Source organism: Rathayibacter sp. VKM Ac-2926 (assembly GCF_022815565.1).
GTDB lineage: Bacteria > Actinomycetota > Actinomycetes > Actinomycetales > Microbacteriaceae > Rathayibacter > Rathayibacter festucae.
On sequence record NZ_JALGRS010000013.1, the window covers coordinates 50,690 to 66,507 of the forward strand.

The window sequence follows — 15,818 nt, forward strand, 5'->3', positions numbered from 1 at the left end:
TCTCCTCGAGAGACCGTGACGACTTCTTCCGACCACCCTTATCGACTAGAATTCAGCTACTTCTCCCGACCGATAAGGACCGTCGATGCCTCTTCTCTCCAACCTCACGAAGCGCCTCCCGCCGCAGTGGCGGTGGCGCATCCTCTCCCGCACCCTGGGCCGCTCGGCCGCCGCACGTGCGCTCGGTGTCCAGGTCGGCGACGGCTGCCGGATCATCTCTTGCCAGGTCCGGTCGGAGTACGACCTGCTGAGCATCGGTGACCGCGTGACCGTCAGCAGCGAGGTCCTCTTCATCACCCACGACGGCGCCGGCTGGCTCGCCAACGATGAGCGGGGGCGGAGGTACCGCGTCTCCCCCATCACCATCGGCGACGACTCCTTCATCGGCGCCAGGTCCATCGTGATGCCGGGTGTCTCCATCGGGGCGGACTGCATCGTCGCCGCAGGCGCTGTGGTCACGAAGTCGGTCCCCTCCGGCGCCATCGTCGGCGGAAACCCGCCAGGATCATCGGCGAGACACACGCGTTCCGCGAGAAGGCCCTGCGGGAGTGGCCGACGACTCGTCAGGTGACTCGGACGCCGCGCCCCGCCATGGATCGCCGATGATCTGACCTGCTCGGAACATCAGCGGCGCCAGGAATGCGAGGAGGGCGGGGTTGACGTCGATGGCACTGAAGCCCGAGAGACTGACCGAGAACGCGACTATCCCAGCCGCGACTCCAGCATCCCCGCGCTTCGAGACCCGGAGCACAATGACCACGATCGCCGCCAGCCCGAGGGCCGCGAGCGGCACACCGAGTGAGAGCAGAAGCTGGAAGACGGAGTTCTCGAGCGGGCCGTCGAAGATCGAGGAGAACTCCGCTGCAGAATTACTCGGACCCAGCCCTAGCAACCAGTTGTCGTCGATCAAGCCGAGGGCCACTTCGGTCGACTGCTCCCGGTAATCAGTGGACTTCACCCCACCCGACGACTCATTTCGCTGGTCGAGCAAAGGAGAATTCGTCACGACGCCGAGGAAGCCGAGCGCGGAGATCATGAGGAAGATCGCTGTGATTCTCCGGGTGCGCTTGGAGGGAGAGGCGCCGAAGAGGAGGACGAGGCAGCCCAGCGCGAGACCGATGGCGATGGCGAGAACTCCGGTTCGCGAGACGGCGAGAATGACCGCGGCACCGGATCCGGCAAGGGCGGCGATGCGGAGCCACCGGTTCTTGTCCGAGCCGAAGAGAGCGATCATCGCGCAGACGGTCGCAACAGTGGACGTCACGAGCGGATGGCCCAGGCTCGTGCGAGTGCGGAACACCGACCAGACCTTCTCGGTGACGTCGTAGGAGAAGAGCGACGACCACGGATTGAAGCCTGCGACGAAGTCGAGCACGGCAAGTGCACCGACGAACACGCCGATCCAGAGATATGCCTTCTGCGTCGAAGCCCAGGTCTCGTCGCGACGTGTTCGTCCGTAGAGGTAGGGCAGAATCACGCAGACAAGAGCCACGAGCACCCATGCGACCGACAGGAACGGGTCCAGGCCGAGACCCACCGAGACGGCGAGGGCCCCGAGGACCGGGATCCAGAGCAGCGTGCCGACGCGCACTGGTCGAGCAAGAGCATCTCGCTTGCCGAGCGCGGTCCTGATCATCCAGACAGCGAGGATGATCACTGCGGGCGAGAAGTAGCGGCCGACGAGCCTGGGTAGATCCATGTAGCCGACGGGCAGGACGACGAGCACCGCGAGAGCGAGGGCGGGCATGAGTCGACGCGGCATGAACATCAGGACGATCGCGCCGACGATGCCGACGAATCCGAGTGCGACGAGGGTCATGCCAGCACGTCGTTCGACTCGACGCCGAGATTGCTGCTGAATGGACGCACCCTGCGCGAACTCGCCAGCACGAGGTCGGTGAGGCTCACTTCATCGGCCTCCCGAACCAGCGCCAGGTCGCGTTCGGCGAGGAGCCGTGCGATCTGCGCCTGGTGGTCGTCGATGTGTTCACCGTTCCGGGACCGTCGGATGACCAGAACCGGGTAGATGCCAAGCTCGAGTAATCGCAGGACGCTGCCGACGCCCGCATGACTGACGACCACGTCGGCGTCTCTCGCCGACCGGTCGAAGCGTGCACTCGAGAAGAAATCGACCACCTCGCCCGAGAGACCCGGTACGGGCGGCGTGACACCGAGCTGCCAGATCGAGCGCTCACCGACGAGAGGAGACAGCGCCGCGACCGGCCTCGGAAAAGGATACTTCTTGATCGTCCCGAGGGTCACGAAGACGCTCGGGTCCGCGACTCTCTCGCGCGCGGTGTACGACTCGAAGGAGTCGAGAACCGAACCGTGGTACGCCCACCTCGCATCGGACCAGTGCTCGTGCTGCGTCCACACGGTGCGTGCCAGGCGACTCCGAGAGACCAGGCGGCCGGTCATCGACGGACCGTCGACGCGCGACACGCTCTCGATGTAGTGGGTGGGGATCCGAAGGCTGCGCGCAGCGAGGAACGCCGGCGCTGCGATCGCCGCCCCGGTGCTCACTACGCCGTCGAAACCACCGCAGGCGAGGATCCGGCGAAAACGCGGAAGGGCGCCGAGCACCCCTCGGAAGTCGCGCTGGACGATCTCCGGGATGTAGTGGTGCGGCTCTCCCGCGAGTAGCCCGTCGGCCTGAGGCGAATCGAAGGTCACCCACTCGGATGCGCTGTCGATCGACGAACCCCGAGAGAGTCTCCACAGCTGTTCGAGGTGACCGCCGGTCGAGGCCGCAAGGAGGAGGCGCGGGGGTCGATCCATGTGGAACGCATCGGCGAGATCTATCATGCTCGGGCCTCCAGGAGAGTGCGGACCGCGGATCGAACGACAGCGAGCTTTTCGACCGCACCCTGCAAAGCGCTCTGCTGCGAGGCGTCGGTGTCGACGCTGCGGAGAGCTTCCGCGATGGCGTCCGTCGAGCGGCTCTTGGCATCGAAGACGACGATCGGGATACCCGCTGCGGCGAAGTGGCGCTCGATCTTGTCTGTCGGCGTATCGGCGATAGAGGCGACGGCGGCACCTTCGGCCACGGCGACGATCAGGGCGTGCAGGCGATCGCTGACGACGAGAGCCGACTCCGCGAACGCGCGGCGGACCTCCGCCTCCTGCACCTTGTGCGAGCGGGAGCCCCACGCGACGTAGTCGGCGTCCCACTCTCCGGCGAGCTCCGCCATCAGCGGTTCGTCCCGCTCCACCTGGGTCACCACAGTGAGACGGAGTCCGCGCTCCTCCGCGATGCGGGCGATCGCCTGCCGCCACTGCCGGGAGGGCGGCACCCGGTCGCCGCGCATCGTCACCGTCAGGCGGGTGCGCTCGGTCGACGCGGCGTGCTCGGATCCCACTTGGCCGAAGCCGAGGTCCGGCATGACGCCGCCGTGGCCCAGCCGGTCCGCCGTGCGGACGTCGCGCCACATCGTGTAGTGGCTGAGTCCGAGGGTCGAGCGGAACACGGCCGTCGGCCAGCGATCGAAATTGCGGGACCCCGCTCCGACCCGGATGACCAGGCCGCCGCGCAGCCGAGTGGCGACGACCAGCGGGAGCAGGCCAATGTGCTCCTTCAGACCGCGCCAGGTGAGCTGGATCTCACCCGGCTTGTAGATGTAGGCGACGCACTCGCCGCGGCGGAGGCAGGCGCCGAGCTCGCGCGCCCAGCCGCCGACGCTCCGGTAGGTGATCACGTCGGCGGGGAGGTCGAGCGCCTCGTCGTAGGAGGCGGGCGAGGCACCGACGTAGGCGTGCATCTCCCCCATGCCGCTCAGCCACTCGACGAGCTCACGCCGCAGGACGATGTCGCCGATGTTCTCGTACTGCCCGACCACGGGAACGAAGATCTTCATACTCACCTCTTCTACTTGCTCAGAATCGTGTCGACGATGAGGGGGGCGTTGAGCTCCTCCACGGAAGCGCGGGCGACCGCCGCGGACGCAGCGCTGGCGCGCTCCACCGCCGCGGCGAGCTCCGCAGGATCGTCGCGAGAGGCGCGAGCGCCGTTCACTCCCTCGACGATGAGCGCGTTCGGGTCGCCACCGGGAGTGGTCGCCACCGGGAGACCGGTGGCCAGCGCTTCGACGATCGAGCGCGAGAAGCCCTCGAACCGGGAGCTCATCAGCAGCAGGTCGTGCTCGCGCATCAGCGCGCCGACCTCGCCCTTGGGCACGGCGCCCCGGAAGTCGACGCGGTGCGCGATCCCGGCGGCCGCGGCGGCCTCGCGCATGCGGCCCTCGAGCGTGCCGCTGCCGGCCACCGTGAGGCGGAAGCGCTCGTCGAGCAGAGCGAAAGCGGCGATCGCGAGCTCGGGATTCTTCGCCGGCTCGATCCGGCAAGCCCAGAGCACGTTCACCTTCTCGCTGCGCTCGCTCGTGCTCGGGTAGAACTCGGTCGGGTCGAACCAGGTCGGCGAGAAGTGCACGGAGGCGGACTGCCGGCGCAGCCGCTCGGCGCCGCCGCTGCTGAAGATGACGACGGCGCGCGACTGCCGGACGACCCGCCGCTCGAGGAAGCGGTAGAGCCCGCGCGCCCGCCGGAAGAACGAGACGCTGCCCTGCTTGAGATTCGCGTCGCCGCTGCTGTGCATGAACTGCACGTGCGGGGTTCCGCGGAAGTGGCGGAGCGCGACGGCACCGACGTTCACGCGGTGGGTCTGGACGGTGTCGACGTCCGCGGTCGGCAGGAACTTCTTCAGCCCGCGGGCCAGGCGGACCGAGTGCGGGATGCGCCGGGTCAGGTCCGCGTGGTCGAGGCGGACCACCGGCATGAAGTCGAAGCGGCGCCCGCCGATCTCGTACTCCTTCCACTCGCCGAGCACCTTGTCGCCGATCGCATCGACGCCCGCGATGCGGATGATCTCGGTGTCGGGAGCGAACTTGACGAGGCCGCGGATGCAGGTGTCGATACCGCCGGGCTTGGGGCGCACCGGGTCGAACTGCTCGACGATCAGGCGAGTGCTCATCTGGGATTTCCTTCTCTGGGGTGTCATTTCTTCAACCAGCGCACGAGGTCGACGGGGGAGATCGACGAGCGACGGGTCAGGAGCACGTAGGCGCCGACGAAGACGAGGCTCTGGAGGGCCACGACGCCGAGCACGGCGAGGGTCGGCGGGTCGAGCACGAACAGCAGCACCCAGCCCGGCGCTCCGATCACGACCGCCAGCGACGAGGAGACGGCCGCACCGCGTCCGACGCCGCGGCTGACGGCCGGCTCGACACGGAAGCCGAGGCGCAGCCGCAGCCAGCGCAGCTTGATCGGCAAGTCGATCCAGTAGGACAGGGCGAAGCCGGTGGCGAGGCCCAGGATCACTCCCTGCGGAGGCAGGACCAGGAGCCCCACCAGACCGGTCCCGGCCCAGATCGTGTTGATGACGAAGGCGCTGTAGAGCGGGCGGATCCCGTCGTGCTTCGCGTAGAAGGGGCGGATGAGCAGGACGTGCCAGGCGAACGGCAGCAGGCTGGAGGCGAAGACCGCCAGGACCACGCCGATGATCCGCGCAGAATCGGTCGACGTCTCGCCGCGGGCGAACATCAGCTCGCTCAGACCGGGGCCGACGGCGACGAGCAGACCGGCGACCGGCAGGATGAACGAGGCCAGCCGCAGCAGCGCCTCGCTCAGCTCGCTGAAGGCCTCCTCGTCGTTCGACGCGGCGAAGTGCCGGGACAGGCGCTGGAGCAGGACCGAGGCGAGGCTCGACACAGCCACGCCCTGCACCACCGAGACGATCGCCTGCGCGTAGAAGAGCGCCGAGTAGCCGAAGCCGACCGCACCGGCGTCAGCCGCTGTCGCGCCGGCCTGAGCCGCCCAGGCCGCCGTGAGCAGATTCGAGATCTGGTAGCAGACCGCCGAGGCGACGGCGAGCAGACCGGTGCGAGCGGCGAGGCGGAGTCCGAGTCCACGCAGCCCGCTCGTCCCCCAGCTCGGCCGGAAGCCGGCGCGGCCGAGGAGGACGCAGAGCACGACGCTCTGCAGGACGGTCCCGCCGAGTGTCGCCGCGCCCAGCACGGTGATGGCGACGAGCGAGACCGAGCCGGGAGAATCGGCGCTCACGTCGCCGGCGGCGATCACGATGATCGCCCCGGCGATCACTCCCACGCTCGAGACCGCCGGCAGCCAGCTGACCGAGGTGAAGCGGCCTCGGGCGTTCATCAGCTGCGACGCGACCGTGAAGACCGACGCAGCAGCGACCTGCGGGGTGCACCAGAGGAAGAAGGCGAGGGTGAGCTCGCGCTGCGAGAATCCCCAGCTGCCGCCGCCGAGGACAGAGATCAGCGGGCCGGAGAACGCCAGCAGCAGTCCGCTGACGACCACGCCGAACGCCGCCGAGCAGACCAGCAGCACCGTGCCGTAGCGGTCCGCGTCGTGCTCGGACCGCACCCGCAGCGTGGCGAGCTGCGGCAGGAACACCGCGGCGATCACTCCCCCGCCCAGCAGCAGAAAGATCTGGTTCGGTACCTGGTTGGCCAGGTTGTAGGAGTCCGAGACCAGGCCCGTCCCGAGCGCCGCGGCCAGAGCGATGTTGCGGAGGAACCCGAGCACGCGTGCGACGAGCGTGCCGGTCGACGCGCTCAGGACGGTGCGTCCGGCACCTCGCTCGCTCACTTCTGCATCACCACGGCCTCCAGGCGGCTGCGGAGAGCCGCGCCGCTCGACGCGCGAGTGAACGAGCTCAGCCAGGACTCGTGTCCGGCGACGGTCATGCCGGCGGCCTCGATCACGCCGGCGGCGAAGTCGGCGGCCGACTCGCCGGCGACGAGGACTCCGGTCAGCCGCGGGACGATGGCGTCGGCCACGCCGAGCGCCTGCGAGGAGGCGACGCTCGGCACACCCACGCGTGCCGCCTCGACGAGCACGTTGCCGAAGCCCTCGGACAGCGACGGGAGGAGGACGACGGCGTTCGCGGGCAGGTCGGCGGACCAGGAGGAGACCCAGCCATGGAAGACGGCGGGGACCCCGCGCTTCGCGGCGAGCGCGCGCACCTGCTCCGTCAGCGGCCCGACGCCGTAGAAGTGCGCGACCACCTCGCGGCCGTGCAGCTCGCGGCAGGCCACCGCGGTCTCGACGACCAGCTGCGGGCGCTTCTGCGCGACCAGCCGCGCCGGTGCGACCAGCGCGAGGGGACCGTCGTCGTGCCGCGGCGCGACGGCCGCGGCCGACTCCGTCTTCAGCGACGGATTGAGCACGACGGAGACGGAGGCGGGCGGCAGGCCGTAGAGCGCGATCGCCTCGGCGGCGACCGGATGCGAGATAGCGACGAACTCGTCGGCCCACCGGTACGCCAGACGCGCCAGCAGCTGCTTCGCCGCGTAGGCGGGGCCGAAGGTGCGGCGGAGGTGGACGGCCATGTTGCGGCCGCTGATCAGCACGCGCGGGCGGCCGGGCAGCAGTCGCGTCGCGAAGAGCGCGAGAAGGTTCCAGTACGGCATCAGCGCGAGCACGGCGTCCGGCTTCTCGGTGCGGAGCAGCCGGCGCAGCTGCAGCAGCTTCCTCACGGTCCCGCGACCGTCGAGAGCGACGAGCCGCAGCTCGGCCGGGATGTCGTCGTCGCCGGTGAGCTTCGTCGCGGCGACCACAACCGTGTCCCCGCTCGCGGCGAGGTGCAGCGCCCACTGCCGGGCGACGAACTCGGCCCCGCCGCCGGAGAACCGGGGGACGAGGAGGACGACCTTCATCGCTTCGCGCTCTCGACGCGGGCGAAGGCCGCCGGCATCAGCGAGGTGGAGTCGCGGGACGCGACCACCCGTGCGGGGGCGCCGGCGACCGTGACGCCGGCCGCGACGTCGCGGTTGACCACCGCGTTCGCGCCGACCACGGCGCCGTCGCCGATCGTGACAGCCCCGTAGATCACCGCGCCCGGGCCGATGTAGACGAAGTCGCCAATAGTCGGCACGCCGCCCTGCGCGATGCCGATAGTGACAGTGGGGTGGATCCGGCAGAACGCCCCGACTCGCGCCCGCGAGTTCACGACGAGCGTGCCGTAGTGCGCGATCGAGAGGCCCGGGCCGAAGACGCCGGGGCCGATCGAGATCCCGGTGCGCAGCCCGGCGCGCTGCAGGCGGAACCGTGCGACGAAGCGGGCGACGCGAGCGGCGGCGCCCTTCTGCGCGCGGAGGAACTCGACCTGGCGGAGCAGCCGCTGGTAGTGCACGACCGGGTGGCGCCACCGCGAGTCGAACCGCCAGGCGGCCACCCCGTGCGCCATCTGGTCGGCCAGCACGAACGCCCGGAGATCCGCGCGAGTGCGGATCGTCCGGGGCAGCGTGCGCAGCTCGTCTTCGGTGAGCGTCACGCGCGCCCTCCGAAGGTCTCGCACGCCCAGTCGAGGTGGCGCGCGAGTCCCTCCTTCAGGTCGACCTTCGGGGCCCAGCCGAGCTCGGTAGCGATGCGGTCGGTCCCGCCGCCCGTGCGCACGACGTCGCCGAGCGCCTTGTCGGTGTAGGACACGTTCAGCGGCGCCCCGTGCAGCTCGCCGAGGAAGTGCAGCACCTCGTTCACCGAGGCGCTCGTCCCGCCCGCGACGTTGTAGACCGAGCCGGGAGCTGTCGGGGTCGTCGCCGCCAGTACGTTGGCCTCGACGATGTCCTCGACGAAGGTGAAATCGCGGATCTGCTCGCCGGTCCCGTAGATCTCGATCGGGTCGCCGAGCACGGCGGAGCGGACGAAGCGGGTGAACGCCATATCGGGACGCTGGCGCGGTCCGTACACGGTGAAGTAGCGCAACGACGTGGTCGGCAGACCGAAATTGGTGCCGTAGAGGCTGGTGAGGTGCTCGGCGGCGAGCTTGGTCACGCCGTAGGGGCTGACCGGCGAGGGGGGCGTCGCCTCGGAGGTAGGGAAGCATTCCGCGTCGCCGTAGATCGACGAGGAGGAGGCGTAGACGAAGCGCTGCAGGCGATCGTGGTCGCGGAGCGCTTCGAGAAGCCGCTGCGTCGCGCCGATGTTCCGGGAGAGATAGGGAGCGAAGCCCTCCTTCCAGGAGCCGCGCACGCCCGGCTGGCCTGCCTGATGGAAGACGACGTCGACGCCGTCGAGCAACGGACCGAGCTCGACCGTCGTCAGATCTGCCTCCACGAGCTTCAGTCCGGCCGCGACGTTCTTCGCGGCATTGGCTCGCTTCAATGAGACGTCGTAATAGTCGGTGAACGCGTCCACACCGACGACATCCCAGCCGTCGGCCAGGAGGCGGCGGCTGATCGTCGAGCCGATGAAGCCGGCCGCACCAGTGACGAGCGCTTTCATGGATCCCTTCGCGATAAGACCTTAGAAAGGCCAGATCGATACTCGGATAGATGTATGAGAAGCGGTCGGCATTGCCCGCGGAGTTTCGAACTCTACCTTCCGGAGAAGGCCCTTACGGCGTTTTGAAGTGATACTCTCTCAGTTCGTGTCCCCCGTTCGGAGGCGCTCAAATGGAGGGATCGTCGCCCGGCCGAACGGAGCCGTTTGCATTCCTTCGGCACCCCCCGACAGGTGGTCAAGCCGCGTGATCCTGCTAAGTTCGGGGTCGAGCGCCGCCGCCGCTCTCCCCGCCCGCCGTCCGAGGCCCGCGCGAGAGCTTCGCCAGTCGATGGCCGCTCTCATCCGTATCGGCTCCTTCGAGGGGTGAAGGGAAGACCGAGTTCTCCGTGAATGGTAAGTGGACAGCTTTAGCCGCGGTGAGCGTCGAAAGAGCCGAAAGGGCTTTTCTCGTGCCACTTCGCGAACCGCTCGAGGATGCCGTGGAGATCTCCGGCTCGGGACTGGACATCTGGGACGAGATCTGTGCCTCCTCTCAGGGGATCACATTAGCGGCGCTCATCGAGAAGATGGCGGCACTCTATTCGACAGACGTCTCAGAGATAGCCCTCCCGGTCGAGGAATTCGTTCTCTCCCTCCGCGATCGCGGTCTCGTCCTCGCCGCGGATCAGAGTGCAGGTGACGGAGAATGACCGGCGCTCGAAGTCTCGACCTGCCCAGCGCCGTCCTCCTGCTGCACGGCTGGCTCTCCTGGGTCGCGGAGGAGCACTCGCAGCGCGCCCTCTTCATCAAGGGGCCGGGGCTGCAGTTCCTCGGGCTGCGGGATGGGCACGTCTCCTCCGACGTCGACGTCATGGTCGACCCGGCGGCCTTCGAGTCGTTCTGCGCCCTCCTCGAAACGAACGGCTGGAGTCAACGCCGCAGCACCTTCGCCGGTGCGCGCTACACCGAGCACTCGCGCACCCTCATCCATCCCCGCTGGCCCTGCGACATCGACGTTCACCGCTTCTTCCCCGGCTTCATCGCGCCGGGCGACGTCGTCTTCGACGAGCTGTGGCGCCGACGGGTGACGATGCCCGCCGCCGGGCGCGACTGCAGCATCCCCGACCGGGCCGGGAGCCTGCTCGTCCTGGGCCTGCACGCGCTCAGGAGCCGCTCGGACAACGCCCGGCACGCACGCGAGCTGGCGTACCTCCTCGAGCACGCCGCACTCGACGCTGAGCAGCGCGCCGATCTGGCAGCGCTCGCCCGCCGTACGGGGGCTGAGCACACGCTCGCCGAGGTGCTCCGCGCGCTCGACGCGATCTCGGCGACACCGGCGCCTCCCGTCGCGGACCCGGCGGAGGCCGCCGCACTGATGGAGTGGACCCGGCGCGTGGCGGCAGGAGCGAGCACCGGCTACATGTGGACCAGCATCATCCGGCGGCAGCGAGGCTGGCGCCGGATCGTCACGATCCGCCACGCGGTCTGGCCCCAGCGCGCAGATCTGCTGCGCATGCGCCCCTCGACGACGGACACAGCGGCAGGGCGCACGCGGGTACGGCTCCAGCGCCTCCTCCGGGGGGCGCCGGCCGCGTCACGGGCGGTCGCGCAGCTGATCACCGAGGTCCGCCGCTCCCGCCGCTGACGGAGAGGATCACGCGGTGTGACGGCCTCACAACGCCCACGGACCGGAAGGTACGGGGCCCCTTCTGCCTCAGCGCACCGCCACCGTCGACCGATCGCGCCCGGTCAGATCCCGCTGCGTCGTCGCCCCGCGCCAGCCGTCGGCCGTCAGCAGCGCGCGGATCTCCGCCCCCTGCAGCTCGCCGTGCTCGATGACGAGCACTCCCCCGGCCCGCAGCAGCCGGAGCGCCGTCCGCGAGAGCGAGCGCACGACGTCGAGCCCGTCCTCGCCACCGTAGAGCGCGGCCGGCGGGTCGTAGCGCTGCACCTCGATGTCGCGCGGGATGGCGGCCGACGGGATGTACGGCGGGTTGGAGACGACGACGGAGACCGTGCCGTCGAGCTCGGGCAGCGCGTCCGCGAGGTCGACGAAGACGATGCGGGCGTTCTCCAGGCCCAGGCGGTCGCGGTTGCCGCGCGCCCAGAGGAAGGCGTCGACGGAGTTCTCGACGCCGATCACCCGCGCGTGCGGGACCTCGTGGGCGAGCGCGAGCGCCAGCGCTCCACTGCCGGTGCCGAGGTCGACGGCGATCGGTGACTCGTCCGCGACGGCGCGGAGGGCGTCGATGGCGAGCTGCGCCACTCCCTCCGTCTCGGGACGCGGCACGAAGACGCCGGGACCGACCGCGAGCTCGAGCGAGCGGAACGGCGCGACGCCGGTGATGTGCTGGAGCGGCTCCCGCGAGGCCCGGCGCCCGATCGCGTGATCGTAGGCGTCGCGGGTCGTCTCGTCGAGCGCGAGACCGGTGATCAGCCGCGCCTGGAGCGACCCGCGGCCGAGGCCGAGCAGGTGGCCGAGCAGCAGCTCGGCGTCGACGTCCGGGGTGGGCACGCGCGCCGCGGTCAGCCGGGCGACGGCGTCGGCGAGGAGCGCACGCGCGTCGAGGTCCATCGTCACCGCGCTCACGACTCGTCGGAGCCGATGTCGGCCAGGCGGGCCTCCTCGTCGAACTGGATCGCGCTCTCGACCACGGGGTCGAGCGCTCCGTTCATCACGCCGTCGAGGTTGTAGGCCTTATAGCCGGTGCGGTGGTCCGCGATGCGGTTCTCGGGGAAGTTGTAGGTGCGGATCCGCTCGGAGCGGTCCATCGTGCGGATCTGCGTCTTGCGCGCGTCCGAGGCGGCGGCGGCGATCTCCTCCTGCTGACGGGCGAGGATGCGGGCGCGCAGGACGCGCATGCCGGCCTCGCGGTTCTGCAGCTGGCTCTTCTCGTTCTGCATCGAGACGACGATGCCGGTCGGGAGGTGGGTGATCCGCACCGCGGAGTCGGTGGTGTTGACCGACTGGCCGCCGGGGCCCGAGGAGCGGTAGACGTCGATCTTGAGGTCGTTCTGGTTGATCGCGACCTCCTCCGGGGCGTCCACCTCGGGGAAGACCAGCACGCCGGTCGTCGAGGTGTGGATGCGGCCCTGCGACTCCGTCACGGGGACGCGCTGCACGCGGTGCACGCCGCCCTCGTACTTCAGGTGCGCCCAGACGCCCTGCGACGGGTCGGTCGCGTTGCTCTTGATGGCGACCTGGACGTTCTTGTAGCCGCCGAGGTCGGACTCGTCGCGGTCGAGGATCTCGGTCTTCCAGCCCTTCGCCTCGGCGTAGTGCAGGTACATGCGGAGCAGGTCCGCGGCGAACAGCGCGCTCTCGGCGCCGCCCTCGCCGCCCTTGATCTCCATGATCACGTCGCGGCCGTCGTCCGGGTCGCGCGGGATGAGCAGGCGGCGCAGCTTCTCCTGCGCGACGCGCAGGGACTCCTCCAGCTCCGGCACCTCCTCGGCGAAGGCGTCGTCCTCGCGGGCGAGCTCGCGCGCGGCCTCGAGGTCCTCGCCGGCCTGGATCCAGGCGGCGTGCGCCGACTTGATCTGGTTCAGCTCGGCGTAGCGGCGGTTGACCTTCTTGGCGCGCGCGGCGTCCGCGTGCAGGGCGGGGTCGGACAGCTGCGTCTGGAGGTCCTCGTGCTCGGCGAGGAGGACGCTGACGGATTCGAACATGGGGTTCCTGGTTTCCGGTGGTGGTGGAGGGGTGGGTCTCGATACGCCCGCTGCGCGGGCTACTCGACCAGCATGAGCGGCCCGCTTGATGGGCTGCTCGACCGGCAGCACATGCTGGTCGAGTAGGTGCCGCAGGCGCCGTATCGAGACCGACGTGCTTAACGGGGTGGGCCTCGATACGTCCGCTGCGCGGGCTGCTCGACCAGCAGGGGCGACCCGCTGCGCGGGCTGGCCGACCAGCATGATCGCACCGAAGGTGCCGACGGACGCGAAAACGCCCGCGGCCGCCCCCGGAGGGGCGACCGCGGACGTCGGGGCAGCTAGTGGTGGCCGTTGCCGTGGTTCGCGGTGGTCGGGCCGACGGCGGACTTCGAGACCTGCATCAGGAACTCGACGTTCGAGGACGTCTCCTTCAGGCGGGACAGGATGATCTCGAGCGCCTGCTGCTGGTCGAGCCCGGCGAGGGCGCGGCGCAGCTTCCAGGTGATCTTGACCTCGTCCGAGCTGAGGAGCATCTCCTCGCGGCGGGTGCCCGACGCGTTGACGTCGACCGCGGGGAAGATCCGCTTGTCGGCGAGGTGGCGCGAGAGGCGGAGCTCCATGTTGCCGGTGCCCTTGAACTCCTCGAAGATCACCTCGTCCATCTTCGAGCCGGTCTCGATGAGCGCCGTCGCGAGGATGGTGAGCGAGCCGCCGTTCTCGATGTTGCGCGCCGCTCCGAAGAACTTCTTCGGCGGGTACAGCGCCGACGCGTCGACGCCACCGGAGAGCACGCGGCCCGAGGGGGCGGCGGTCACGTTGTAGGCGCGGCCGAGGCGGGTGATCGAGTCGAGCAGCACGACGACGTCGTGGCCCAGCTCGACGAGGCGCTTGGCGCGCTCGATGGCCAGCTCGGCGACCGTGGTGTGGTCCTCGGCCGGGCGGTCGAACGTGGAGGCGACGACCTCGCCGCGCACGGTGCGCTGCATGTCGGTGACCTCCTCGGGACGCTCGTCGACGAGCACGACCATGAGGTGGACCTCGGGGTTGTTCTGCACGATCGCGTTGGCGATCTGCTGCAGGACGATCGTCTTGCCGGCCTTGGGCGGCGCGACGATGAGGCCGCGCTGGCCCTTGCCGATCGGGGCGACCAGGTCGATGATCCGCTGGGTCAGCTTGCCCGGCTCCGTCTCGAGGCGCAGTCGCTCGGTCGGGTAGAGCGGCGTGAGGTCGTGGAACTCGACGCGCGCGGCGGCCTCCTCGACGGTCTGGCCGTTGATCGAGTCGACGCGGACGATGGCGTTGTACTTCTGGCGTCCGCCGCCCTCGCCCTCGCGGGGCTGGCGGATGGCGCCGACGACGGCGTCGCCCTTGCGCAGGTTGTACTTCTTGACCTGGCCGAGCGAGACGTAGACGTCGCTGACACCGGGCAGGTAGCCCGTGGTGCGCACGAAGGCGTAGTTGTCGAGGACGTCGAGGATGCCGGCGACCGGGATGAGGACGTCGTCCTCGCTGATCTCGGGCTCGAAGTCGTCGCCGACCGCTCCCCCGCGGCGCTTGCGGTCGCGGTAGCGGCTGCGGCGGCCGTCCTCGCCGTCGGCCTGCTGGCCGTTCTGCGCGGAGCCCTGGGCGTTCTGGCCGTTGCCGCCCTGCGGCTGGCCACCCTGGTTGCCCTGGTTGCCGCCCTGGTTCGACAGCGCCTGGCCGTTGCCGTTCTGCGCGGCGCCGTTCTGGCCGCCGCCGTTCTGACCGTTGCTCTGGCCGCCGTTGCTCTGGCCGCCGTTGTTCTGGGCGCTGCCGCCCTGGCCGTTCTGCTGGCCGTCGTTCGCCTGACGGTCCTCGCCGCGGCGGTTGCGGTTGCGGCGGTTGCGGCCGCGGCCGGTGCCCTGCTGGTCGCCGCCGTTCTGCTGGTCGCCGTTGCCCTGCTGCTCGCCGGAGTTCTGCTGGTCGTCCTGGCGGTCGCCGGAGTCAGGCTCGTCGCCGGCGTCCTGCGCGGAGGACTCGACGGCGTCGGTGGTCTCGGGCTGCTCGCTCTGCTCGGCGCTGCCGCCGCGACTGCGACGGCGTCCGCGACGCTCGCGCTGGCCGCCCTCGCGGGAGGAGTCGTCCGACTCCGGCCCGTTGGGAAGCTCGATCTCGATGACCGGTCGCGGCGCCTGCTCGGCGTCGGGGACCTGCTCGAGGACGGGCGGAAGCTCGGGGATGAGCGACTCGACACCGCTGCCGGCCGGCACGTTCAGGTGCTCGCCGGCGGCGACGGTGCCGCTGGAGGCGCGACGCGAGCCGCGGCGACGGGGTGCGCGCTCGGCGGCGGGCTCGGCCACCGGCTCGGCGGCGACGGGGAGCTCGAGCTCGACCGGAGCGGCCTCGGCGGCGGCGGGCGCCGGCTCCTCGACCGTGGTGGCGGCCTGCTCGAGGACGTCGGCGGTGTCCGCCTCCGTGCTCTCGGCGTGCGCGGGCACCTCGGCGGGGGCCTCGGGCACCGGGGCGCTCTGCTCCGCCACGTCGGCGGGCTCGGCCTCGACGCTCGTGCCGTCGACGACGGGCTCGGCCTCGGCCGGCTCGACGAAGGACTGCTCGGCGACCGAGGGCTCGGCGGGCGCCTGCTCCTCGGCGGGAGCGGCGGGCTCGGCGCCCTCGGAGTCCGCACCGGCGCGGAGGTCCGAGATGGCCGAGACGAGCTCGCCCTTGCGGAGCTTGGAGGCTCCGCCGATACCGAGGCTCGTCGCGAGGGCCTGGAGCTCCGCGACGCGGAGGCCGATGAGATCGGCGTTGGTGTCCGCGGCGGTACCGCGGGTGTTGACATCTGTCACTGGAGAGGGGTTCCTTCCCCCCGGGAGCGATCGCTCACCGGGAGAGCACATCAGCCGTGCGGGTCCATCGCGAGTTCTGATCCACGCGATGCTCTCGGTCGCCGGCTCGACCTGCCTCGGGAAGCGCAGAGAGGG

The 15,818-nt window shown here is 70.2% G+C and carries 14 protein-coding genes; 3 read left to right on the top strand and 11 right to left on the bottom strand.

The window, feature by feature from the left end:
* Positions 1-85: 85 nt before the first annotated feature.
* Positions 86-571 carry an acyltransferase gene (locus tag MT351_RS16455; RefSeq protein ID WP_243582689.1) on the top strand — a complete coding sequence of 162 codons (486 nt, stop codon included), beginning with the start codon at positions 86-88 and terminating at the stop codon, positions 569-571.
* Here the strand turns inward: MT351_RS16455 and MT351_RS16460 are convergent.
* Genes MT351_RS16460 through MT351_RS16495 form a run of 8 tightly spaced genes read right to left on the bottom strand, consistent with a single transcriptional unit; the run spans position 506 to position 9,243 of the window.
* Positions 506-1,819 carry an O-antigen ligase gene (locus tag MT351_RS16460; RefSeq protein ID WP_243582690.1) on the bottom strand — a complete coding sequence of 438 codons (1,314 nt, stop codon included), beginning with the start codon at positions 1,817-1,819 and terminating at the stop codon, positions 506-508. The genes MT351_RS16455 and MT351_RS16460 overlap by 66 nt on opposite strands.
* Positions 1,816-2,805, bottom strand: a complete 990-nt coding sequence (locus tag MT351_RS16465; protein WP_243582691.1) for a glycosyltransferase — start codon at positions 2,803-2,805, stop codon at positions 1,816-1,818. Before MT351_RS16465 ends, MT351_RS16460 begins: the two co-directional genes overlap by 4 nt.
* Positions 2,802-3,854 (bottom strand): polysaccharide pyruvyl transferase family protein, encoded by a 1,053-nt coding sequence (locus MT351_RS16470; RefSeq protein ID WP_243582692.1) that lies wholly within the window; start codon positions 3,852-3,854, stop codon positions 2,802-2,804. Before MT351_RS16470 ends, MT351_RS16465 begins: the two co-directional genes overlap by 4 nt.
* 11 nt (positions 3,855-3,865) lie before the next feature.
* A complete protein-coding gene (locus MT351_RS16475) occupies positions 3,866-4,966 on the bottom strand; it encodes a glycosyltransferase family 4 protein (RefSeq protein ID WP_243582693.1) in 1,101 nt (366 codons plus the stop codon).
* 23 nt (positions 4,967-4,989) lie between these two features.
* A complete protein-coding gene (gene murJ, locus MT351_RS16480) occupies positions 4,990-6,606 on the bottom strand; it encodes a murein biosynthesis integral membrane protein MurJ (RefSeq protein WP_243582694.1) in 1,617 nt (538 codons plus the stop codon).
* Positions 6,603-7,676 (bottom strand): glycosyltransferase, encoded by a 1,074-nt coding sequence (locus tag MT351_RS16485; RefSeq protein WP_243582695.1) that lies wholly within the window; start codon positions 7,674-7,676, stop codon positions 6,603-6,605. The genes murJ and MT351_RS16485 overlap by 4 nt, the downstream gene beginning before the upstream one ends.
* Positions 7,673-8,293, bottom strand: a complete 621-nt coding sequence (locus tag MT351_RS20120; protein WP_308197462.1) for a hypothetical protein — start codon at positions 8,291-8,293, stop codon at positions 7,673-7,675. The genes MT351_RS16485 and MT351_RS20120 overlap by 4 nt, the downstream gene beginning before the upstream one ends.
* Positions 8,290-9,243 (bottom strand): NAD-dependent epimerase/dehydratase family protein, encoded by a 954-nt coding sequence (locus MT351_RS16495; RefSeq protein ID WP_243582696.1) that lies wholly within the window; start codon positions 9,241-9,243, stop codon positions 8,290-8,292. Before MT351_RS16495 ends, MT351_RS20120 begins: the two co-directional genes overlap by 4 nt.
* Positions 9,244-9,629: 386 nt before the next feature.
* Here MT351_RS16495 and MT351_RS16500 point away from each other — a divergent pair, with 386 nt between their 5' ends.
* Positions 9,630-9,932 (top strand): PqqD family protein, encoded by a 303-nt coding sequence (locus MT351_RS16500; RefSeq protein ID WP_243582697.1) that lies wholly within the window; start codon positions 9,630-9,632, stop codon positions 9,930-9,932.
* Positions 9,929-10,867, top strand: coding sequence for a nucleotidyltransferase family protein (locus MT351_RS16505; protein ID WP_243582698.1), 939 nt, complete (start codon positions 9,929-9,931; stop codon positions 10,865-10,867). The genes MT351_RS16500 and MT351_RS16505 overlap by 4 nt, the downstream gene beginning before the upstream one ends.
* Positions 10,868-10,936: 69 nt before the next feature.
* Here the strand turns inward: MT351_RS16505 and prmC are convergent, their stop codons facing one another.
* The 3 genes from prmC to rho all read right to left on the bottom strand — a co-directional run bounded on the left by prmC (position 10,937) and on the right by rho (position 15,683).
* Entirely contained in the window at positions 10,937-11,797 is an 861-nt protein-coding gene (prmC, locus tag MT351_RS16510) for a peptide chain release factor N(5)-glutamine methyltransferase (protein ID WP_243582726.1), read from the bottom strand.
* An 11-nt stretch (positions 11,798-11,808) separates the two neighbouring features.
* Complete coding sequence (gene prfA / locus MT351_RS16515) at positions 11,809-12,891, bottom strand: peptide chain release factor 1 (protein WP_123445476.1); 1,083 nt, start codon at positions 12,889-12,891, stop codon at positions 11,809-11,811.
* Between the two features lie 320 nt (positions 12,892-13,211).
* On the bottom strand, positions 13,212-15,683 hold the full coding sequence (gene rho, locus MT351_RS16520; RefSeq protein ID WP_243582699.1) for a transcription termination factor Rho: 2,472 nt from the start codon (positions 15,681-15,683) through the stop codon (positions 13,212-13,214).
* Positions 15,684-15,818 lie beyond the last annotated feature (135 nt).